Origin of the sequence: Sphingomonas liriopis (genome assembly GCF_024211255.1) — a bacterium.
In the GTDB taxonomy this organism is placed as follows: domain Bacteria; phylum Pseudomonadota; class Alphaproteobacteria; order Sphingomonadales; family Sphingomonadaceae; genus Sphingomonas; species Sphingomonas liriopis.
This window is the reverse complement of sequence record NZ_JAMLDY010000009.1, coordinates 111,443-132,909: the sequence shown is the minus strand read 5'-3', so window position 1 is coordinate 132,909 and position 21,467 is coordinate 111,443. Positions and strand designations below refer to the sequence as shown.

The 21,467-nt window shown below is 68.9% G+C and carries 23 protein-coding genes; 9 read left to right on the top strand and 14 right to left on the bottom strand.

The window, feature by feature from the left end; translation table 11 throughout:
* Positions 1–193: 193 nt before the first annotated feature.
* Positions 194–595, bottom strand: coding sequence for an EF-hand domain-containing protein (locus tag M9979_RS09340; RefSeq protein WP_254289078.1), 402 nt, complete (start codon positions 593–595; stop codon positions 194–196).
* A gap of 151 nt (positions 596–746) precedes the next feature.
* Between M9979_RS09340 and M9979_RS09335 the strand changes: the two genes are divergently transcribed.
* Positions 747–1,964: an argininosuccinate synthase gene (locus tag M9979_RS09335; RefSeq protein WP_179507859.1), complete on the top strand. Its 1,218-nt coding sequence runs from the start codon at positions 747–749 to the stop codon at positions 1,962–1,964.
* Between the two features lie 229 nt (positions 1,965–2,193).
* Positions 2,194–3,810, top strand: coding sequence for a hypothetical protein (locus M9979_RS09330; RefSeq protein WP_254289077.1), 1,617 nt, complete (start codon positions 2,194–2,196; stop codon positions 3,808–3,810).
* Here the strand turns inward: M9979_RS09330 and M9979_RS09325 are convergent.
* From M9979_RS09325 to M9979_RS09310, 4 genes are all read right to left on the bottom strand, one after another.
* Positions 3,791–4,927 (bottom strand): GNAT family N-acetyltransferase, encoded by a 1,137-nt coding sequence (locus M9979_RS09325; protein WP_254289076.1) that lies wholly within the window; start codon positions 4,925–4,927, stop codon positions 3,791–3,793. The genes M9979_RS09330 and M9979_RS09325 overlap by 20 nt on opposite strands.
* Before the next feature lie 235 nt (positions 4,928–5,162).
* The gene (locus M9979_RS09320) at positions 5,163–5,627 is read right to left on the bottom strand and encodes a RidA family protein (protein WP_254289075.1); all 465 of its coding nucleotides are present in this window, start codon (positions 5,625–5,627) and stop codon (positions 5,163–5,165) included.
* Positions 5,628–5,737: 110 nt separating this feature from the next.
* Positions 5,738–6,361: an HAD family hydrolase gene (locus M9979_RS09315; RefSeq protein WP_254289074.1), complete on the bottom strand. Its 624-nt coding sequence runs from the start codon at positions 6,359–6,361 to the stop codon at positions 5,738–5,740.
* Positions 6,358–6,633 carry a DUF3572 domain-containing protein gene (locus M9979_RS09310; RefSeq protein ID WP_254289073.1) on the bottom strand — a complete coding sequence of 92 codons (276 nt, stop codon included), beginning with the start codon at positions 6,631–6,633 and terminating at the stop codon, positions 6,358–6,360. Before M9979_RS09310 ends, M9979_RS09315 begins: the two co-directional genes overlap by 4 nt.
* A gap of 39 nt (positions 6,634–6,672) precedes the next feature.
* Here M9979_RS09310 and M9979_RS09305 point away from each other — a divergent pair, with 39 nt between their 5' ends.
* Positions 6,673–7,035 (top strand): response regulator, encoded by a 363-nt coding sequence (locus tag M9979_RS09305; RefSeq protein WP_254289116.1) that lies wholly within the window; start codon positions 6,673–6,675, stop codon positions 7,033–7,035.
* A gap of 367 nt (positions 7,036–7,402) precedes the next feature.
* On the opposite strand, the gene M9979_RS17230 is transcribed toward M9979_RS09305, so the two are convergent.
* Positions 7,403–8,113: a methyl-accepting chemotaxis protein gene (locus M9979_RS17230; RefSeq protein WP_277998478.1), complete on the bottom strand. Its 711-nt coding sequence runs from the start codon at positions 8,111–8,113 to the stop codon at positions 7,403–7,405.
* Between the two features lie 332 nt (positions 8,114–8,445).
* A complete protein-coding gene (rpmG, locus tag M9979_RS09290; RefSeq protein ID WP_254289072.1) occupies positions 8,446–8,613 on the bottom strand; it encodes a 50S ribosomal protein L33 in 168 nt (55 codons plus the stop codon).
* A 178-nt stretch (positions 8,614–8,791) separates the two neighbouring features.
* Between rpmG and M9979_RS09285 the strand changes: the two genes are divergently transcribed.
* From M9979_RS09285 to M9979_RS09270, 4 genes are all read left to right on the top strand, one after another.
* Complete coding sequence (locus tag M9979_RS09285; protein WP_254289071.1) at positions 8,792–9,127, top strand: hypothetical protein; 336 nt, start codon at positions 8,792–8,794, stop codon at positions 9,125–9,127.
* Positions 9,128–9,664: 537 nt separating this feature from the next.
* Positions 9,665–10,231: a TMEM165/GDT1 family protein gene (locus tag M9979_RS09280; protein WP_254289070.1), complete on the top strand. Its 567-nt coding sequence runs from the start codon at positions 9,665–9,667 to the stop codon at positions 10,229–10,231.
* A gap of 97 nt (positions 10,232–10,328) precedes the next feature.
* Entirely contained in the window at positions 10,329–10,820 is a 492-nt protein-coding gene (locus M9979_RS09275; protein ID WP_254289069.1) for a Dps family protein, read from the top strand.
* Positions 10,821–10,879: 59 nt separating this feature from the next.
* The gene (locus tag M9979_RS09270) at positions 10,880–11,065 is read left to right on the top strand and encodes a DUF1328 family protein (protein WP_254289068.1); all 186 of its coding nucleotides are present in this window, start codon (positions 10,880–10,882) and stop codon (positions 11,063–11,065) included.
* On the opposite strand, the gene M9979_RS09265 is transcribed toward M9979_RS09270, so the two are convergent.
* Positions 11,046–11,921: a metallophosphoesterase gene (locus M9979_RS09265; RefSeq protein WP_254289067.1), complete on the bottom strand. Its 876-nt coding sequence runs from the start codon at positions 11,919–11,921 to the stop codon at positions 11,046–11,048. The genes M9979_RS09270 and M9979_RS09265 overlap by 20 nt on opposite strands.
* A gap of 50 nt (positions 11,922–11,971) precedes the next feature.
* On the opposite strand from M9979_RS09265, the gene M9979_RS09260 reads away from it, so the two are divergent.
* The gene (locus M9979_RS09260; protein WP_254289066.1) at positions 11,972–13,561 is read left to right on the top strand and encodes a cisplatin damage response ATP-dependent DNA ligase; all 1,590 of its coding nucleotides are present in this window, start codon (positions 11,972–11,974) and stop codon (positions 13,559–13,561) included.
* Between the two features lies 1 nt (position 13,562).
* Here M9979_RS09260 and pyrC read toward each other — a convergent pair whose 3' ends face one another.
* Positions 13,563–14,600, bottom strand: coding sequence for a dihydroorotase (gene pyrC / locus M9979_RS09255; protein ID WP_254289065.1), 1,038 nt, complete (start codon positions 14,598–14,600; stop codon positions 13,563–13,565).
* 74 nt (positions 14,601–14,674) lie between these two features.
* Between pyrC and ygfZ the strand changes: the two genes are divergently transcribed.
* Positions 14,675–15,403, top strand: coding sequence for a CAF17-like 4Fe-4S cluster assembly/insertion protein YgfZ (gene ygfZ, locus M9979_RS09250; RefSeq protein ID WP_254289064.1), 729 nt, complete (start codon positions 14,675–14,677; stop codon positions 15,401–15,403).
* Here the strand turns inward: ygfZ and M9979_RS09245 are convergent.
* From M9979_RS09245 to M9979_RS09225, 5 genes are all read right to left on the bottom strand, one after another.
* A complete protein-coding gene (locus M9979_RS09245; RefSeq protein ID WP_254289063.1) occupies positions 15,382–16,686 on the bottom strand; it encodes a UDP-glucose dehydrogenase family protein in 1,305 nt (434 codons plus the stop codon). The two genes, ygfZ and M9979_RS09245, sit on opposite strands and share 22 nt — an antisense overlap.
* A gap of 531 nt (positions 16,687–17,217) precedes the next feature.
* Positions 17,218–18,339 (bottom strand): OmpA family protein, encoded by a 1,122-nt coding sequence (locus tag M9979_RS09240; protein WP_254289062.1) that lies wholly within the window; start codon positions 18,337–18,339, stop codon positions 17,218–17,220.
* 110 nt (positions 18,340–18,449) lie between these two features.
* The gene (locus tag M9979_RS09235) at positions 18,450–18,953 is read right to left on the bottom strand and encodes a DUF2793 domain-containing protein (RefSeq protein ID WP_254289061.1); all 504 of its coding nucleotides are present in this window, start codon (positions 18,951–18,953) and stop codon (positions 18,450–18,452) included.
* Between the two features lie 14 nt (positions 18,954–18,967).
* The gene (locus tag M9979_RS09230) at positions 18,968–21,082 is read right to left on the bottom strand and encodes a phage tail protein (RefSeq protein WP_254289060.1); all 2,115 of its coding nucleotides are present in this window, start codon (positions 21,080–21,082) and stop codon (positions 18,968–18,970) included.
* The gene (locus tag M9979_RS09225) at positions 21,082–21,465 is read right to left on the bottom strand and encodes a peptidoglycan endopeptidase (RefSeq protein WP_254289059.1); all 384 of its coding nucleotides are present in this window, start codon (positions 21,463–21,465) and stop codon (positions 21,082–21,084) included. Before M9979_RS09225 ends, M9979_RS09230 begins: the two co-directional genes overlap by 1 nt.
* Positions 21,466–21,467 lie beyond the last annotated feature (2 nt).

The window sequence follows — 21,467 nt, the reverse complement described above, 5'->3', positions numbered from 1 at the left end:
TGGCCCAAGCGCGTTCCAATTTTCCTTCGTCACCCCGGACTTGGGTCCCATCAAAGTATTACTTTGATGGGGTCCCTTGTTCCGGGGTCCACTCTGCGGCGAGGTGACCAGCTCAAGCGGGAAGCGATACGCCCGCGGCCCGGTGGACCCCGGAACAAGTCCGGGGTGACGGTGGGGTGGGGAAGCCTTGTCCTTACCGTCCCACCGGCCCCGCCCCTGCTCCACCCAACACCGCCGCGCGCGCGGCGGCGCGTTCGTCGAGGCTGATGACGCCGTCGTGGTTGGTGTCGTAGCGCGAGGCGAGCGCGCGGAAGAGGCCCTGCATCTCCGCCGGCGACACCTTGCCGTCATGGTTGGCGTCGGCGGTATTGAACCAGGCGCCGGCGATCGCCTTGGCCTTGCCCGCGGGCATCTTGGCCTTGCCGACGTCCATCCGCGCGACGCGGGCGTCGACCTCGGCGCGGGTCAGGAAACCGTCGTGGTTGGTGTCGGTCTTGTCGAAATCCGCCTTGATCTTGGGATCGACCTTGTCCGCTGCGAGCGCAGGCGTGGCGAGCAGCAAAAGGGGCAGGAGGCTGAGCGAGCGACGGAACATGACGTCTCCGAAAGATGGTTTGGCCGCCGCGGATAGCGGGCGACGCTTAAACCCGCGGTGAACGCGAACCGTTGCGCGGGCGCGCGCAGGGGCCTAGGGGCGCGGCCATCCATTGCTGGCCCCAATCTCTTCCTAGCCCAAGGAACCTGCCGTGACCGATCAGATCAACCGCGTCGTCCTCGCCTATTCGGGCGGGCTGGATACGAGCGTGATCCTGAAATGGCTGCAACAGACGTACAATTGCGAGGTGGTGACCTTCACCGCCGACCTCGGCCAGGGCGAGGAGCTGGAGCCGGCGCGCCAGAAGGCGCAGATGGCGGGCGTCAAGCCGGAGCATATCTTCATCGACGATCTGCGCGAGGAATTCGTGGCGGATTACGTCTTCCCGATGATGCGCTCGAACGCGCTGTACGAGGGGCTGTACCTGCTCGGCACGTCGATCGCGCGGCCGCTGATCGCCAAGCGCCAGATCGAGATCGCGCGCCAGGTCGGCGCCGACGCGGTCAGCCACGGCGCGACCGGCAAGGGCAACGACCAGGTCCGCTTCGAACTCGGCTATTACGCGCTCGCGCCCGACATCAAGGTGATCGCGCCGTGGCGCGAATGGGACCTCACCAGCCGCACGCGCCTGATCGAATTCGCCGAACAGCACCAGATCCCCGTCGCCAAGGACAAGCGCGGCGAATCGCCCTTCTCGACCGACGCGAACCTGTTGCACACCTCCTCGGAGGGCAAGGTGCTCGAGGATCCGTGGCAGGAGGTCCCCGACTACGTCTATTCACGCACGGTGAACCCCGAGGACGCGCCCGACGCGCCCGAATACATCACGATCGATTTCGAGCGCGGCGACGGCGTCGCGCTGAACGGCGAGGCGACCAGCCCGGCGACGCTGCTGACCAAATTGAACGAACTGGGTCGTCGCCACGGCATCGGCCGGCTCGACCTCGTCGAGAACCGCTTCGTCGGCATGAAGAGCCGCGGCATGTACGAGACGCCGGGTGGCACCATCTATCACCTCGCGCATCGCGGCATCGAGCAGATCACGCTCGATCGTGGCGCTGCGCATCTGAAGGACGAGCTGGCGCCGCGTTATGCCGAACTGGTCTACAACGGTTTCTGGTTCAGCCCCGAGCGCGAGATGCTGCAGGCGGCGATCGACCACAGCCAGGCGAAGGTGTCGGGCACGGTGCGGCTGAAGCTGTATAAGGGCGGCGTGTATATCGTCGGCCGCAAGTCGCCCAATTCGCTCTATTCGGAAAAGGTCGTGACGTTCGAGGACGATCAGGGCGCCTACGACCAGCGCGACGCCGCGGGGTTCATCAAGCTGAACGCGCTGCGCCTGCGGTTGCTGGGGCGGCGCGACGCCTAAATTATTTCCTCCGTCACCCCGGACTTGTTCCGGGGTCCACTTCGCGGCTGGGCGTACCCATAGAGGCTCGAATCCTGCGCTTGCGGACGCGTGGACCCCGGAACAAGTCCGGGGTGACGGATCGTGTGTGGCGAGGTTCCGGCTCCTACCCCTTCCGTTCGCCGCACGATCGTCGCAGCGGGCACGACACTACTTGCCGGACGGCGCCCGCACCCCCTAAGGCCGGGTGATGCAGGGGCACAGGCTGCACTGGTGGCAAACGCGGGCGTTCGTCGTGGCGGTGGTGATCGCGACGATGATCCCGCTCGTCTGGCCGACGGTGCCGCCGCTGGTCGATCTGCCCGGCCATATGGGGCGCTACCGCGTCCAGCTCGACGACGGCGCGCATCGCTGGCTCGCCGACTGGTACGATTTCCGCTGGGCGATGATCGGCAACCTCGGCGTCGACCTGCTGATCGAGCCGCTGGCGCCGATCTTCGGACTCGAGCTGGCGGTCAAGCTGATCGTCATGGCGATCCCCGCGCTCACCGCGTCGGGGCTGCTGTGGATCGCGCGCGAGGTGCATGGCCGCATCCCGGCGACCGCGCTGTTCGCGTTGCCGCTCGCCTATTGCTACCCCTTCCAGTTCGGCTTCGTGAATTTCGCGCTGTCGATGGCACTGGCGCTCAACCTGTTCGCGCTGTGGCTGCGCATGGGGCGGCTGGGGCGCGTGCAGCTGCGCGCGGTGCTGTTCGTGCCGCTGTCGTGTGCCTTGTGGGTCTGCCACACCTTCGGCTGGGGGGTGCTCGGCATCCTCGCCTTCTCCGCCGAGATGATCCGCGAGCACGACCGGCGCAAGGACCGGCGGAGCGGCCACTGGCTGGAAAGCTGGGTACGCGCGGGCATCGGCTGCCTGCCGCTCGCGCTGCCGTTCGCGATGATGGTGCTGTGGCGCTCGGGCGATCACGTCACCGGCAAGACGATGGACTGGTTCAACTGGCGCGCCAAGGTCGGCTGGGTCATCATGGTGCTGCGCGACCGCTGGATGGCGTTCGACCTCGCCTCGGTCACCGTATTGTTCGTCATCCTGCTGAAGGGCGTGCGCGACGACCGCGTCGAATATTCGCGCAACCTGCTGCTGTCGGCGCTGTTCCTCAGCGCGATTTTCGTGCTGCTGCCGCGGATCGTGTTCGGGTCGGCCTATGCCGACATGCGGCTCGCGCCCTATGCGCTGGGCATCGCGCTGATCGCGCTCCGGCCGCGGCGCGGGCTGTCGTTCCGCGGCGCCTCGACGCTGGCGGCGCTCGGCCTCGCCTTCTTCGGCGCGCGGCTGGTGGGGACGACGATCAGCTTCTGGCAGTTCGGCAGGGATTACGACCGCACGCTCGCGGCGCTCGACCATGTGCCGGAGGGCGGGCGGCTGCTGACGATGGTCGGGCGAGCGTGCCAGGACACCTGGACCTATTCGCGGCTCGAGCATGTCGCGGGCCTCGCGCTCGAACGCAAGCTCGCCTATGCCAACGACCAATGGTCGATGGCGGGCGGGCAGCTGCTCACCGTCCGCTACACGCCCGCGGGTGCCTTCGCGCACGATCCGTCGCAGCTGGTCACCGACCGGCGCTGTCGCGGCGAATGGTGGCGGCCGTTGAAGGTCTCGCTCGCCTTCCTGCCGCGGCAGGCGTTCGATTACGTCTGGCTTATCAACCCGCCGCCGGTCGGGCCTGAGTTCCTCACCGGGCTGACGCCGATCTGGCGGAGCGGGCGCGACGTCCTCTTCCGCATCGACGATCGCACGCCGCCGCGCGTCGTGCTCGACCCCGCGCTGCTGCCGCTGCGTCGGCCGCGGATCATCCCCCGCCCTTCCTGAACGGCGCGAGTTCGGTGAGGTAGGCGTGTTCGTGCTCGACCGCGGCACGCTCGCGCATCAGGAAGTCGCCGACCGCGCGGCGGAAGCCCGCATCGGGGATGTAATGCGCCGACCACGTCGGTACGGGCACATAGCCGCGCGCGAGCTTGTGCTCGCCCTGCGCGCCCGCCTCGACCGTCTTCAGCCCGCGCGCGATCGCGGCGTCGATCGCCTGGTAATAGCAGAGCTCGAAATGGAGGAAGGGCACCTCCTCGGTGCAGCCCCAATAGCGGCCGTACAGCGTGTCGCCGCCGATCAGGTTGAGCGCACCGGCGATCGGCACCCCGTCCCGCTCGGCGAGGATGAGCAGCACCTTGTCCCCCATCGCCTCGCCCAGCAGCGGGAAGAAGGACCGCTTGAGATAGGGCTGGCCCCATTTGCGGCTGCCGGTGTCCTGATAGAAGGTCCAGAAGGCGTCCCAATGTTCCGGCAGGATGTCGGGCCCGGTGAGGTGGCGGATTTCCAGCCCTTCGACCGCGGCGGCGCGTTCCTTGCGGATCGCCTTGCGCTTGCGGCTGGCGAGTGCGCCCAGAAAGTCGTCGAAGCTGGCGTAGCCGTCGTTCGCCCAGTGGAATTGCGTGCCCTCGCGGATCAGCCAGCCGGCCTGTTCGAACAGCGGCAGCTGGTCGGGCGCGACGAAGGTGGCGTGCGCGGAGGACAGACTATGCTGGTCGGTCACCGCTTCCAGCGCGGCGATCAGCGATGCGCCGGCATCGGGATCGCGCAGCAGCAGGCGCGGACCCGGCACCGGGCTGAACGGCGCGGCGACCTGCAGCTTGGGATAATAGGCGCCGCCCGCGCGCTCCCACGCATCGGCCCAGGCATGGTCGAAGACATATTCGCCCTGGCTGTGGCTCTTGGCATAGGCCGGTGCGATGGCGACGGGCGCGCCGTCGGCGCCGTCGACGACGATCGGGATCGGCTGCCACCCCGATCGCCCGCCGACGCTGCCCGATTCCTCGAGCGCGGCGAGGAAAGCGTGGGCTACGAACGGATTGCCGGTACCGGCGCAGGCGTCCCACTGGTCGGCCGGGATGGCGCGGACGCCGTCGACGAGGCGGGCGGCGAGCGCGGTCATGCGGCGAAGGTCGGATGGGTCATCGCCGCCGATATAGGGGGTCTGCGGGGGCTTGCGGAGGGGGGATGAGGCTCGCGTCGCTCAGCCCCAAGGTATCCGTCACCCCGGACTTGTTCCGGGGTCCACTCCGCGGCGAGGCGTAGGCCTTTCGCTTCAAACCTTACGCTTGCGGCACGATGGACCCCGGAACACGTCCGGGGTGACGAAGGGAGTTGGGCTACCCACCCCCCACGCCTCACGCCAGTTCGATGATCGCGTCGATCTCGACCGCGGCACCGAGCGGCAGCACCGGCACGCCGACCGCGCTGCGCGCATGCTTGCCGGCGTCGCCGAACAGCGCGACCATCAGCTCCGACGCGCCGTTGGCGACCTTGGGCTGGTCGGTGAAGTCGCCGTGACTGTTGACGAACACGCCGAGCTTCACGATCCGCTTCACCCGCGACAGGTCGCCGCCGAGATGCTTCTTGACCTGCGCGACGATCATCAGCCCGCACAGCTTGGCGGCCTCCTGTCCCTCTTCCAGCGACACGCCGTCGCCGAGCCGGCCGGTGACGAGCTGTCCGTCCTTGAACGGCAGCTGCCCCGACAGGTGGAGCAGCCCGCCCGCCTCGACCACCGGCACATAGGCGGCGACGGGCGCGGCCGCTTCGGGAAGCGTCAGGCCGAGTTCCTCGAGCTTGCGGTCGACGTGCGTGGTCATGCTGGGGTCCTTCGTCGGATGGGGTCGGTGTGGCTGTAGAGGATCGGTGCGGGCGCGAAAACCCGTCCCCCATTGGTCATCCCCGCGTTCGCTGAGTGACGGAGAAAGGGTCAGGCGGCCGGCGCCCCTGCATCGAACCGCGCCGCGATCCAGTCCGCCGCCTCGCGCCAGTCGTCGATGCGCGCATGGGCATGCCCGGCTGGCGGCACGTTCGGCGCCAGCGTCGGCTCCGACACCATGTGCAGGCGGTGGACGCCCGGCGCGTGGCGCGACACCGATTCGTGATGGACGGCAAGGTCGTCGACGAACACCGTCACGGACGCGCCGTACTCTGCCACCAGCCGCGCAACGGGGCCGCCCTTGCCGCCCTGGTTGCATTCGACGCGATGGTCGATGCCGAACGCCGCGAGCTGTTCGATCCGCGCGGTGCGGCAGGCGTCGGTCAGATTGGTGAGGATGACGATATCCGCCTGCTCCGCCAGCCGCGCCAGCGCCTCGGCGGCGTGCGGCACCAGCGTCTGGCGATGCATCTCGCTCGGGAAGAAACCGCCGAGCATGCCCCACATATCGTCGCGGCTCGGCACGACGCCGGTCTCGCGATGGCGCAGGCTATTGGCGAAATCGGCGCCGTCGGGGGTAAAATCCATGTCGTGCGCCTCGCGTACCCAGACGCCGAAATGCTTGACCATGTGCAACAATACCTCGTCGCAGTCGGAGATCAGCAGCGGCTTCATCGGTTGTCCAGCACATGATGGGCGGCGACCAGCGCCTCCGGGGCAACGCCCAGCGCATCGGCGCAGGCGATCAGATCGGGTTCGTAGCTTTCGAGATAGGCGAAGACCGCGGCAAGCACCGCCGGCTCGCCGGCGCGGGTACGCAAGTCGTCGGGGAACAGGCCGGTGACGCCGATCAGCCGGTCAGCGCGGGTCGCGTCGCCGATCGTCCAGACCAGCGCCTGCAGCCCGAGCACATCGGCGTCGGGGATGTTTGTATCGCGCGCGCGCATTGCCTATCGTCCGGGTTCGAGGAAGGATCGGTGACCCAAGTGGCGAAGCGGGTGCTCGTTGTCGAGGACAACGAACTCAATCTGAAGCTGTTTTGTGACCTGCTGCGGGCGCACGACTTCGTCGCCGAGCCGGTGCGCGACGGGCGCGAGGCGGTGGCGCGGGCGCGCGACTTCGGCCCCGACCTGATCGTGATGGACATCCAGATGCCGCACGTCACCGGGTTCGAGCTGATCGTCGAGCTGATGGCGGACGAACAGCTGCGGACGATCCCGGTGATGGCGGTGACGGCCTATGCGGGGCGCGACGACGAGGAGCGCATCCGTGCGGCAGGCGCGCGGTCGTACGTGTCGAAGCCGATCAGCCTCGCGCGCTTCATGGATGCGGTGAACGCGCTGGTGTGAGCCCCACGCGAAGACGCCCTGCCGATGACGGAGCATCGACAGGGCGTCGCGAGCTTCCAATTCCCCTGCCCCCAGAAGGGCCGGATGCTGCAAGCTGAAGAATAACGTGGCGGAGGGCGGCGTGGTTCCGTGCGGCTCGGTACAAACGCGCGCGCCGTTCGTGCTGAGCTTGTCGAAGTACGGTGAGTCTCATCTGCCCTTCGACAGTGAACAGGTGAAACATCCCCCGGATGTTTCACCTGTTCACCAGGGCGAACGGTGGGTTGCATGGTTCCGACTCCCCCGATCGTGCCGCGCTTTACTTCCCCCGTTCGTGGTGAGCCTGTCGAAGCACATTGGGTCTCCATCCTTCTCGAGACAGCCCCCCTCACCCCGCCCCGGTACGTTGCGCCACCATCGCACTCGCGCGTTCGGTGGCGAGGCGGGTGTCGCCGGCGAGTTTCTTCACCTCGGCCGCGACCACCGCGAATCCCTGCCCGGCCTCGCCCGCCCGCGCCGCCTCGATCGCGGCGTTGAGCGCGAGCAGGTTGGTCTGTTGCGCGATCTGGCGGATCGAATCGACGATGGCGCCCAATTCGGTCATCGTCCCCTCCAGCGTGCCGGTGCGGTCCTCCAGCGCCTGCTGATGGCGGCGGCTTTCGTCGAGCAGCGCCTGCGCCTGCTGTTCCAGCTCGACCTGGCGGGTGATGTCGGTGGCGATCTTGAGCACGCGCATCGGCGTGCCGCTGCCGTCGAAGATCGGGTTGTAGGTCGCCTGCATCCACACCGATCCGCCGTCCTTGCGACAGCGCCGGAATTCGCCGCTCATAAAATCGCCACGGCGCAATGCCGCCCAGAAATCCCGATAGGCGGGCGCGTTCACCACGTCGGCGGGACAGATGAAGCGGTGATGCCGGCCGATCACCTCGTCCAGCCGATAGCCGATCAGTGCGAGGAAATGGTCGTTGGCCCAGGTGATGTGGCCATCCATGTCGAATTCGACCACCGCTTCGGATCGGCACACCGCCGCCCAGGCAGCCACGCAATAGCTCGCGCTGGGACCCGCGTCCGCGGCCGAACCGATGAGGAATTTCGCCATGTTGCCCGACACATATGCAGCGGTTTCGCCAGGCGCAATCTAACTTTGGTTAAGATCGGACATGCTTCGCACGGGAAAAACCAAGGGCGACACCCCCCTCATGGGAATGCCGCCCCCAGCCCGTAGTGACGCGATACAGGGCGGCCGAAGGATCCGGCCACCGGCCGCCGCTATGCCAAGCGAAGATGAACGCAATGTGTCCGAACCATGCCGCGAACAAGGCGCGCGGCCCTGCGCGGCGGCAACGCGAAAAGCCGCCGGCGCACGACGGCGCCGGCGGCTTTTCGCCGATCCCTGGTAAACATCGGGCGGCGGAGGCGCCGCCCCGACGATTACTTGATCTTGGTTTCCTTGAACTCGACATGCTTGCGCACGACCGGATCGTACTTGCTGAAGCTCAGCTTCTCGGTCTTCGTGCGCGGGTTCTTCTTGGTGACGTAGAAGAAGCCGGTGTCGGCGGTGCTGACGAGCTTGATCTTGACGGTAGTCGGCTTGGCCATGAGCCCCAAATCCTGAAAACAAGGAGAGCGGCAGCACCAACGCCGCCGCTCGATCAGCCGCGGCGCATGGCCGAAGCGGGCGGCGAAGTCAACCTCGGCCGCGGCGATGCGCGCGCCATAACCGTCCGTTTACCATTATGGGCGCACGCTGCGCGCGAAAAGACGGGTGGAGGGGTTCATGGCGCGACAGGCGAATCGGGAGGCGATCATGCTGGAGGCGGTACGCGCGGACCTCGCCGCGCGAATCGCGGCGATCGACGTGAAGGCGCCCTATACCTGCGCCCGCGACCTGAAGCCCGACATCAACCAGATCCGGCTGATCGCGCACCGCAACGGCCTCAACCCCGCGGTCACCGTCGCGCATTTCGTCGATTCGGCGCTGTCGCGCGGCGAACATGGCGCGCTGGTCCATGGCTGGCTGTCGGTGCTGGGCGACGCCGTCGCGTGCGAACGACAGGACGTCCGCGCCTGCGACGCCTTCGCCGCCGCCTGTTCGGTGCGGCTGGCGAGTTAGTATCGCGTGATGCCGTCTGCCGAATCCCGAGACTTTATGCAGGGGCCGGTGCCATTCCTCGCGGTCGCCCCTTCCATGGCCGCCCCTTCCGTCCCCCTCCACCCGTCACCCCAGCGAACGCTGGGGTCTGCCGCGAGGAAGGGCCGACGAACCTCACCGGAACACGGAAGCGTCCGAAACGCGACGCCGGCAACACACCTCCCACCCCGGCGAAGGCGAGGCCTCTGCGAAACCCTATCCGTGCTCCCGCGCAGGCGGGAGCCCAGGAGTCACGCATCCCATAAGCCGTTGTTGTGCTTGGCTCTGGGCTCCCGCCTGCGCGGAAGCACTGAAAGGGTGCGGCCTTTCGCAGAGGCCTCGCGAAGGCCGGGGTCCAGCGGGGCGAGCGTCGCGATGACGGACCACGGCCATCGCGCCTGGACCCCGGCCTTCGCCGGGGTGGCGCCGACGGTTGTGCCAAGGCCTCGCTCTCTCATGGCTGAACCGAATATCGCGCGCACCGCACCAGCATCACCGCACCACAGGACCGCCGAATAAATGGACGCCCTCATGGCGGCGCTCGTCGCCGCGGCCCTCGCGCAGGTCGGCGACCGGCCGGCGTGGCTCGCCGCGATCCTCGCCGACCGCTATCGCGCGCCGGGGCTGGTGATCGCGATGGCGGCGCTCGCCCTGCTCGCCGCCGGGCTGCTCGCCGCCGCTGCCAGCCTGCTGATCGCACCAAGGCTGACACCCGAGGCGAAACAGCTGTTCCTCGCGCTCGCGCTGCTGTTCCAGGGCGTCGGCGCGGCCTTTCCGGTCAAGGTGCCCGATCGCCTCGACGGCTGGCGGCTGGGCGCGATCGTCACCAGCTTCGCCGGACTGTTCATCCTTGCCTTCGGCGACGGCGTGCAGTTCATCGTGCTCGCACTCGCCGCACGGGTCGAGCTGTTCTGGCTGGCGGCGGTCGGTGCGACGCTGGGATCGCTCGTCGTGATCGTGCCGGCGGCGGTGCTCGGCGAGGCGGGCTGGACCGCGCTGCCGCTCAAAAGCCTGCGCCGGATCATCGGTGCGCTGTTCGTCGGCGCGGCCTTTTGGCTGGGGCTGGGAGCGTTGCGGCTGATTTAGCGCACCGATCAGACTGGCCGGCAAAATGGCGTGGGATCGCGGAGCGTTTCGGGTATCGGATCGTTAGCGCAACGACCCTTTTCCAGGAGCTGCCCCCATGGCCGACATCAATCCGGCGCTGAACACCCCGACCGACCTCAGCAACACGCGTTCGGTCGCCGACGCGCTCAATGCGTCGCTGGCGGATTGCTACGCGCTCTATCTCAAGACCAAGAACTTCCACTGGCATGTCTCGGGCCCGCATTTCCGCGACTATCACCTGTTGCTCGACGATCAGGCGGCGCAGATCCTCGGCGTCACCGACGCGATCGCCGAGCGCGTGCGCAAGACCGGCAACGTCACGCTGCGCTCGATCGGCGACATCAGCCGTCGCCAGACGATCGCCGACAACGATGCCGATTTCGTCGATGCGCATGCGATGCTCGCCGAACTGCGCGAGGACAATCTCAAGCTCATCGAGGCGTTCCGCACCGTGAAGGACGCTGCCGAGGAGGCGAAGGACAATGCCACCAGCGGCATCGTCGACGAATGGACCGATCAGGCCGAAGAGCGCGCCTGGTTCCTGTTCGAGGCGAGCCGCAAGGGCTGAACCCGCGGAACTGCACGGGTCCTTCCATGGTTGACGGACGACCATAGAAGGACCCCGCCATGCTGAAACTCGCCCTCACCTTCCTCGTCATCGGCCTCGTGCTCGGGCTGCTCGGGTTCGGGGGTATCGGCGGCGCGTTCGTCGGGATCGCCAAGATCCTGTTCTTTATCGCGATCGCCTTGTTCCTGCTTTTCCTCGTCATCAGCCTGGTGGCGGGCAAGACGGTCAAGGACGCGATCGACTGACGGGCCCGAGCGTCACCAGCCACCAGTCCGGCGGTGCGCCCAGCCTGACCGGGGCGGTGCCGCTGCCCAAGCCGGCGGTGACGATCACCGTCCGACGGGAATCGCGGACGATACCGCAGCGATAGCGCGGATCGAACAGCCGCCTGCCGTTGAACGGGCTGCGTGTCGCCAGCGCGCGGCCGTTCGGCCAGACGATCTGCCCGCAATGCGTATGCCCCGCCAATACCAGCCGCGCGGCGCCTTGTGGCAGCAACGGGATCGCGTCGGGCGAATGGGTGACGACGATGCGCGCGCCACCCAGCCCATCGGCGCTCAGCAAGGCAAGGCGCGGATCGGCATGGTCGCTGAACGCATCGTCGATCCCGACGATCGTCACCGGTCCCCGCCGCACCGCGCGGTTGGACAGCGTCGCGATCCCCGCCTCGGCAAGCGCCCGCGTCACCGCACCGGCCCCCGTCCAGTGATCGTGGTTGCCGAGCACCGCGAACACGCCGAGCGGCGCGCGCAGCCGTGACAACGGCCCGATGAGGCGGCGCGCCAGCCGGCCGCTGCTCCCGGCCGCATGCCCGACGACGAAATCGCCCGCCAGCAGCACCAGATCGGGCCGCCGCGCCTTCACCTGCGCGACGATCCGCGTCAGCCGGGCCTCGTCCATTGCAACATTGCCGATGTGGATATCGCTCAACAGCGCGACGCTCACCGGGGCCGCCCCCGCCGGCCAGTCGGGCAAGTCGATCGCCCCGCGCCGCACGACGGGATCGCCGATCGCCTCGCGATAGCCGACGACCAGCAGCACGCCGAGCATCGCGATGCCCGCCAGCGCCACCAGCCCGACCCACCGCATCGTCCGCGTCATCGTGCCGGTCTAGCGGGAGCGTAACGAACGCGCCATGCGTTTGCCCGTCCATGCACGCCTTCGCCGCGCTTCTCGATTCGCTCATCTACACCCGCGGCCGCAACGCGAAGCTGAAGCTGATCGTCGATTATCTGCTCGCCACGCCCGACCCCGATCGCGGCTGGGCGATGGCGGCGCTGACCGGCGATCTCGACCTGCCCGGCGTCAAGCCGGCGCAGATCCGCGCGCTGATCGAGGCGCGCGTCGATCCCGTGCTGTTCCGAATGAGCCGCGATTACGTCGGCGACACCGCCGAGACCGTGGCATTGCTCTGGCCCGCGCCGATTCCGGCACCGGTCGCCGAACCGCTGTCGATCAGCGCCGCGGTCGATGCGCTGCGCCACCTGTCGCGCACCGACGCGCCCGCGGTGCTCGCCGCGATGCTCGACCGGCTCGATGCCGAGGAACGGTTCGCGCTGCTCAAGATGGCCACCGGGGCGCTCCGCATCGGCGTCTCCGCACGGCTCGCCAAGACCGCGCTGGCGCAGGCGTTCGGGCTCGACGTCGATGCGGTCGAGGAGGTGTGGCACGGCCTCGCCCCGCCCTACGCCAGCCTGTTCGCCTGGGGCGCGGGCACCGGCGCGCAGCCGACGCCCGCCGACGTCCCCGTCTTCCGCCCGTTCATGCTCGCGCACGGGCTGGAGGATGCGCAGGTCGATCTCGCCGATTATGCCGCGGAATGGAAATGGGACGGCATCCGCGTCCAGATCGTCCATGTCGCAGGGCAGACGCGCCTGTACAGCCGCACCGGCGACGACGTCACCGGCAGCTTCCCCGATGTCGCCGCCGCCTTCACCACCCCGGGCACCGTCGATGGCGAACTGCTGGTCAGGGGCGACGCGCAGGGAGGCAGCCTCGAAGAAGGGGGGGCAGCGAGCTTCAACGCGCTCCAGCAGCGGCTCGGGCGCAAGACCGTGTCGGCGAAGATGCTCGCCGATTATCCCGCCTTCGTCCGCCTCTACGACCTGCTGATCGACGGGACCGAGGATCTGCGCACCCTCCCCTGGACGCAGCGCCGCGCCCGGCTGGAGGCGTTCGTCCCCCGCCTCGATCCCGACCGCTTCGACATCAGCCAGGTGATCGCGGCGGACAGCTTCACCGAGCTGGAGGCGATCCGCGCCGGCGCACGCGACGCCGCGATCGAAGGCGTCATGCTCAAGCGCCGCGACAGTCCTTACGTCGGCGGCCGCCGCGCCGGCCTGTGGTATAAATGGAAGCGCGATCCGCTGACCGCCGATTGCGTGATGATGTACGCGCAGCGCGGCAGCGGCCGGCGCTCGTCCTATTACAGCGATTATACCTTCGGCTGCTGGACCGCAGACGGCGAACTGCTCCCCGTCGGCAAGGCCTATTCGGGGATCACCGACGAGGAACTGAAGATGCTCGACGGCTTCGTCCGCCGCCACACGCTTGCCCGCTTCGGCCCGGTGCGCGAGGTCGAGAAGACGCTGGTGCTGGAGGTCGCGTTCGATTCGATCCACGCCTCGACCCGGCACAAATCGGGCGTCGCGATGCGCTTCCCCCGCATCGCGCGGATCAGGACCGACAAACCCGCGGCGGAAGCCGACCAGGTCGAGACGCTGCGCCGCCTCGTGACCTGACCTACCCGTCGAACCGCCAGCCGATCGTCTCGCCGGCCATGAACGGCACCACCGCCGTCTCGCCCGTGCCGATCCGGTCGGGCACGGCCACCGCGTCGCGCACCAGCGTCACCGTGCCCTCATTCAGCGGCCGGCCGTAGAACCGCGCGCCATGTTCCGACGCGAAGCCTTCGAACCGGTCGAGCGCGCCTTCTTCGTCGAACACGCGGAGATAGGCCTCCAGCGCGAACGGCGCGTTGAAGATGCCGGCACAGCCGCAGCCCGATTCCTTCGCGCCGACGACATGCGGCGCACTATCGGTGCCAAGGAAGAAGCGCGGGGAGCCCGACACCGCCGCGCGCCGCACCGCCAGCCGGTGCGTCTCGCGCTTCAGCACCGGCAGGCAATAGGCATGCGGGCGCAGTCCACCGTCGAAGATCGCGTTGCGATTGATGAGCAGATGCTGCGGCGTGATCGTCGCCGCGATCGGATGATCCGCCTCCGCCACGAACGCTGCGGCTTCGGCCGTGGTGATATGCTCGAGCACGATCCTGAGGCCCGGATAGTCGCGGGTCAGCGGCGTCAGCACGCGCTCGACGAACACCGCCTCGCGATCGAAGATGTCGATGGCCTTGTCGGTCACTTCGCCGTGGATCAGCAGCGGCATGCCGATCCGCTGCAACGTCTCGAGCACCCCGGTCAGCCGGCGGATATCGGTGACGCCATGCGCCGAATTGGTCGTGGCATGCGCGGGATACAGCTTACACGCGGTGAACACCCCCGCCGCATGCCCCGCGGCGATCTCGGCGGGATCGGCATCGTCGGTCAGGTAGCAGGTCATCAGCGGCGTGAAATCCACCCCCTCGCCCAGCGCCGCCATGATCCGGCCGCGATAGGCCTCGGCCGCCGCTACGCTCGTCACCGGCGGCGTCAGATTGGGCATCACGATCGCCCGGCCGAACTGGCGCGCGGTGTGCCCCGCCACCGCCTGCAGCATCGCGCCGTCGCGCAGGTGGACGTGCCAGTCGTCGGGGCGGCGGATGGTCAGGCGATCGGTCATGCCCGCCCTCCTATCGCCGCGGTCACGACGCCGCCACCCTTGGAAAACGCACGCGCACGCCTAGGTGCATCGCCATGCACGCCACCACGCTCGCCGATCGCGCCATCGTCCGCCTGTCCGGGGAGGATGTCCGCGGCTTCCTCCAGGGCCTCGTCACCAACGACGTGACCGGCGCGCTGCCGGTCTGGACGGCGCTGCTGACCCCGCAGGGCAAGGCATTGTTCGATTTCCTCGTTTGGGCCGACGGCGACGACCTGCTGCTCGATTGCGAGGCGACGCAAGCCGAGGCGCTGAGCCGCCGCCTGTCGCTCTACCGCCTGCGCCGCGCGATCCGCATCGCGGTGGACGACGGCCTCGCCGTCCATTGGTCGCGAGACGGCGGGGACGGCGTTCCAGATCCGCGCCTCGCCGATCTCGGCCGCCGCTGGATCGCCGCGCCGTCCGCTCCGGCGGAGGGCTGGCACGCGCGCCGCCTGTCGCTCGGCGTCACCGAGGGCGTCGGCGAGCTCGGCAGTGGCGAGACGCTCTGGCTCGAATGCAACGCACGCGAGCTGGGCGGCGTCAGCTTCGCCAAGGGCTGCTATATCGGTCAGGAGAATACCGCGCGGATGCACCACCGCGCCAAGGTCAATCGCCGCCTCGTCGTCGCCCCGCTCGGCGAACCCGGCGACCGTACCCGTGCGACCTATCCCGAGCTCGGGCTCATGATCGAGCATCGCCGTGTCGAATCGCTCGGCGACGCGCTCCGTCCCGCCTGGCTGCAGGCGGCGCTCGCCGAGGATCAGCGCCCGACGGCGGTATAGGCGAAACCCGCGCCCTCGACCTCGTCGCGGCGATAGACGTTGCGCAGGTCGACCAGCACCGGCGCCGCCATCGCGCCCTTCAGCTTGCCGAGGTCGAGCGCGCGAAACGCATCCCATTCGGTGACGATCACCACCGCATCCGCGCCGATCGCCGCCTCATAGGCGTCGTGGCAATAGGTGAGGTCGGGCATCATCCGCTGCGCGGGTTCCATCCCCTCGGGGTCATAGGCGCGCACCACGACCCCCGCGTCGAGCAGCGCCTGCGCGATCGCGATCGACGGCGCATCGCGCATGTCGTCGGTGTTGGGCTTGAACGTCAGGCCGAGCAGCGCGACCGTCTTGCCGCGCGGGTCGCCCTCGCCGAGCGCGTGCAATACCTTGCGCCCCATCGCGCGCTTGCGGCTGTCGTTCACCTTCACCACCGCCTCGACGATATGCACCGGGCTCTCGAAATCCTCGGCGGTCTTGAGCAGCGCCAGCGTGTCCTTGGGGAAGCACGACCCGCCATAGCCCGGCCCCGCATGCAGGAATTTCTTGCCGATGCGGTTGTCGAGACCGATGCCGCGGCTGACGTCCTGGACGTTGGCGCCGACCGCCTCGCACAGGTCCGCGATCTCGTTGATGAAGGTGATCTTGGTCGCGAGGAACGCGTTCGCGGCATATTTGATGAGTTCGCTCGTCCGCCTGCCGACGAACAGGATAGGCGATTCGTTGAGGTACAGCGGGCGATAGACGCCGCGCATCACCCGCTTCGCGCCCTCGTCGTCGGTGCCGATGACGATCCGGTCGGGGCGCTTGAAGTCGCCGATCGCCGCGCCCTCGCGCAGGAATTCGGGATTGGAGACGACCTGTACGTCCACCTCGGGTCGCTTCTCGCGCAGGATCGCCTCGACCTTGTCGCCGGTGCCGACCGGCACGGTCGATTTGGTGACGACGACGGTCGGGCCGGTGACCGCCGCGGCGATCTCCTCGGTCGCGGCGAAGACATAGGACAGGTCGGCGTGGCCATCGCCGCGCCGCGACGGCGTGCCCACCGCGATGAAGATCGCATCCGCGCCCGCGACCGACGCGGTCAGATCGGTGGTGAAGGTCAGCCGCCCCGCCGCGACATTGCTCGCGACCAGCGTATCGAGCCCGGGTTCGTAGATCGGCATCCGCCCCGCCTTCAGCGCGGCGATCTTGCCCTCGTCCTTGTCGACGCAGATCACGTCATGGCCGAAATCGGCGAAACAGGCGCCCGACACCAGGCCGACATAGCCCGAACCGATCATCGTGATACGCATCGATTACCTCTTGGCGAAGGGGACGACCCCCGAACGGCCGCTCTCTAGCCCAACAGAGGCCGAATGCCAGCCCGGCGGCTTGCAGATGGGGCACCCGAACCGCCGCCCTCTTCCTCCGTCACCCCGGACTTGTTCCGGGGTCCACTCCGCGGCGGGGCGCGAAGCTCCAAGATAATCCGACCGCTAGGTCGAAATCACATCATCTTGGGACGTTCGTCACACGAAGAAGAATGATTCACGCGGAGGCGCGGAGGACGCGGAGGTGTATCGCTTGGGGAAGCGTAACCCTGTCATCTCCAAAGCTTGAAAGGGAGCGCCGCCGACGCGGCAGGCGCAACACCTCCGCGTCCTCCGCGCCTCCGCGCGAACACATCTTCTTCTTCGATACGGTGCCACAGGCATCGAAGGTCGATCCCTCCGGCAACCCGGGCAAAAGCGTCCGACCGCCGACCCACCGAACACCACACAAACGAAAGGGGAGGCCGGCTCGCGCCGACCTCCCCGATCGTATTCCCAACGGTGGGACTGGTCTTACTGACCAGCGCCCGGACCGTAGGTGACTTCCACGCGACGGTTCTGGACCTCGCGGACGCCATCGGCCGTCTCGACGCGCGGGCGGCTTTCGCCGAACGCTTCGGTCGAGATCACGCCATCGGGGATGGCATGCTGCGTCAGGTAAGCCTTTACCGAGTCCGCGCGACGCTGCGACAGACCGACGTTGTACTTGGCCGAACCCGACTTGTCGGCGTGACCGGCCAGCATGACCTGCGCATTGCCGCAGCTCTGGTACTGGCTGACGGCGTTGTCGAGGATCGAACCGGCTTCCGGCGTGATGTCCGACTTGTCCCATTCGAAGAACACGATGAACGGACCAGGCGAGCAGACCGGCGGCTCGGCGACGGGAGCCGGAGCAGGCGGGGGAACCGGAACGGGTTCCGGAGCCGGCGGCGGCGGCGGCGGGGTCGGCGAACCGAAGTTGTAGGTCAGGCCGCCCAGGATGCTGTGCGAACGGAACCGGCCGTCGAAGGTACGGTTGGTCACGTCGACCAGCTTGACGTTGTCGGCGTTGAAGAAGCGATACTTCAGCGTCGCGTCGACATGGTCGGTCAGCGGCGCACGAATGCCCGCCAGGCCCTGCCAGGCGAACACGGTGTCCGAATCGTCGACGAAGTTGCCGCGGGTGTTGAGCGCGTAGTTCGCCTTGACGCGAGCGACGCCGACACCGCCGCCGACGAAGCCCTGGATGCCGTCATCGTCGCCGAAGTCGAGCAGGCCGTTCAGCATGAAGCTGAGCGCCGAGGTACGGCCACCGGCATAGTCGTAGCTGCCGGCCGGGGTCGCTGCGATCGCACCGGTCGAGGTGTAACGCGGCGTGGTGAGGGTCGACCGATAGCCATCGACGGTCGCGCTGCGATAACCGACTTCGGTCTCGACGCGGAATCCGCCGAAATCGTAGCCGATGACGCCATCGACGTCGTAACCATAGTCATGATCGACCGTTGCGGCTTTGGCGGTGGCGCCAATGTCATAATCGATGTCTTCGACGATCATCGCGCCGCCTTCGACGCCAACGTACCACGACTTGTCGCGGGCGAGGGCGGGAGTGGCGAGCGCGGTGGAGGCCAGTGCCAGAACGACGGCAAGCTTCCGCATAGAAATCCCCTTTCTTGAGTGTCACTACGGACAGCGCAAACTCACTATCTGAGCGTTGGTTTCCACGCAAGCGCACAAAAGCCGGACCTGTTGCAAGGATATCACACCGATCAGGCGGCGATCAGCCCGTGCTGGCGCAGCGCCGCGAGGATCTCTGCCACCGCCGTACGGACCTGTGCGTCCACTACGTCGCCCCCCGCCGGCGTGGCGATCGCACCCGCCTGCGGACCGACGACCTGTCGCCCGGCGACGACGACGCGGGCCGCGACGACGTCACCTTCCTGCCACACCCCGTTTCGATAAGCGACTGGTTTCGCTGATGAAATGCACCAGGCGGCAAGCCCTTCCACCGGGGCGACGAACCGCCAGCCGCCGTCGGTCCAGCCGGCCAGCGCACCAGCGTGCCCCGCCCAGGCCCCGGTGGGTGCGGAGCCGACGATCCAGCATCGCCCCGCCACCGGCGCGGTTGGCGGAACATCGGTTCCCACCGCCTCCACCGCGGGCTGCACCAGCATGTCGAGCAGCGCCAGCGCCTCGTTATGGGTCAGCTCCTTGCCCGCTTGCCCCGGCGCCAGCAGCGGCATCGCCCATCGCGCAGTCGTCTGGTCGGTCATCGTCCACTCCATCGTCACAGCAAGAATCGCAGGGGAACCGACGGCGCCAGCGTACCGCGCTGCACGATCCGCACCGCTCGGGCGCTGTCGCCGGCCGCCAGCACCAGCCCCGGTTCGGTCACCTCGACCGTCCGTTCGGATCCATCCGCCTGCTCGATCACGACGCGGTACGCCTCCGTCTCCTCGGCGAGCGGCGCGTCGCGCGAATCGACCCAATCCCATCCGGCCCGGCTCCGCCGCGTCCAGCGAATCGCGATGCTGCCATCCGCCTGCACCCGCGCCGCGCCATGTACCGGCGCGGGCGGCGCGACCGAGGCGCCGGTCACCGTGACGATCGCCGCCGCCGGTTCGACCGTGTCGCCGACCCCGCTCGCCAGCACGCGCACCGCCCGCCCGATCGCGCTCACCGGCAGGTCGATCGCCGCCACCGCATCGCGTTCGACCAGCGCGAAGCGATCCCCCGCCTGCTGCCCGCCGATCGCGCCCTCGGTTCCGCGCAGGCCGCGGTACAATCCCGACAGTGCCCAGCGCCCCGCGCCGAGCGGTTCCGCCCGCCCGAACTGGAGCAATTCGTCGCCGACCAGCGCCAGGTTCGCGCCGCCCGCCAGCATCGCCGCATCGGCATCGTGCAGCGCCATCGCGGCATGCTCCAGCACGATCACGACCCTGCTGCGCCGATCGACCAGCCATGGCGAGGCGGCGACCGGCGCCACCTCGACCCGCCCGATCGCCGCCGCCGCCGCGGTCCCGCCCGCGCCGATCCAGCTCGCCCCGTCGTCCAGGCTGTAGAGCAGCGCCGCCTGCCGCCATCCCGCGCCCGCACCCGCGGCGATCACGCTGATCCGCGGCCCGGATAGCGGCGCATCCTCCAGTCCCGGCAGCTCGGCGACGACCAGCCGCGTCGCGCCGACCGGCACGTCCGCCGCCGCCGCGACCTGCCCGCTGCTCGCCCCCGCGGTCACCGGCATCGCGGCCAGCGGTACGAGATCGAGCGTCGTCGCCGGTCCCGCGACCGCGACCCGCGCCACCCGCCAGCGCCCCGCCTCGTCGCCGACGCGCACGATTCCGCCCGGCGCGATGGCCATCCCCTCCGGCCCCAGCGTCACCTGCCGCCGCGTCCGCTCCGCTTCGCTATGCGCGACCAGCGCCGCCGCGATCCCCTTGGCGGTCGCCGCGTCGAGCACCGCGGGCAGTTCGACGCGGTCGACCCGCTCGCCCGCCCCCGGCCGCCGCACCCGCTGCACGCCGATCTGATAGTCGCGCGCCGGATCGTGATGCGCCACCGCGACCTCGCGCGGCGCGCTCGCCAGCGCCGCCACCGTCCGCCGCCGCGCACCCCGATCGGTCACGGCCACCGCCGCGCCCGCATCGCTCCGCCGCACCAGCCGGTGCCCGTCGGGCTGCCACCAGCCGCCGTCGATCGCCGCCAGCGTCTCCAGCACGCCGCGCACGCTCGCTCCCGACGCCGCAAAGCCACCGAGCGCCACGCCACCGCCGCCCGTCACCTCGTCCGCCAGCATCGCCGCGATCGCACCGCTCGCCACCGGCCCGGCATCCGCCGCCACCTCGAAGGTCAGCGACGGGATGCGGTTGCCGTAATCCGCCAGCTGCATCCCCTCGAACACCGCATAGGCGAGCCCGCGATACGCCGGCGTCGCCCCGACCGCGGAGGCGATCAGCGGATCGACCGCCTGATCCTCGGTACCCAGGTGCAGCCGGAACCCCGTCCGGTTCTTCCAGTCTCCCGCAGCACCGCGCAGCAGCTTGCCCTCCGCCCAGATCCGCCCCACGCCCCGGATCGGCCGCGCCGACAGCGCCACAGCGAAGCTCGCCGAATAGCTGTAGCTGTTGGTCCCCGGCTGGCCCTTGCCGCTGCGGCTGGTGGTGCGCGTCTCGATCAGGTCGGTCGACCAGATCACCGTCCCCGCCACCCGGATCGTCCCGAACAATTTGGGGATCGGCGTGCCATAGCTCGACGTCTGCACCGCCAGCTCGGTCAGCCGCGGTCCCTCGCGCGCCGCGCCGCGGAACAACCGCCCGTCGATCGCCTGTCCGGCGAGCGCCCCCAGCGCGCCGCCGATCGGCCCGCCGATCACCCGCCCCACCGTGCCCAGCACCAGCGTCGCCATCAGCCCCTCCCCTCGAAACGCCACGCCCCGACGAGCGGCCAGTCCGCCGCGCCCGGCCGCTCCACCACCCGCCGCAAGCCGGCATCGGCATGGACGAACCCCGCCGCCGTCCGCACCGCGCCATGCAGCTGCCCCGGCCCGACCCGAAACAGCAGCACGTCCCCCGCCACGGTGCCGTCGCAGCGCGCCAGCGCCACATCGAAGCGCGCCGCCACCGCCGCGGGATCGCCACCACGCAGCGCATAGCCAGTCGGCACCTCACCCCGCCAACCAGCCGCCTGCAAGGCCGCCGCGATCACCCCGATGCAATCGAGCCCATGCGCCGCCTCACGCCCGTGCAACCGGAACGGCGCCCCGACCAACGCCAGTGCGGCCTTGGCCACCG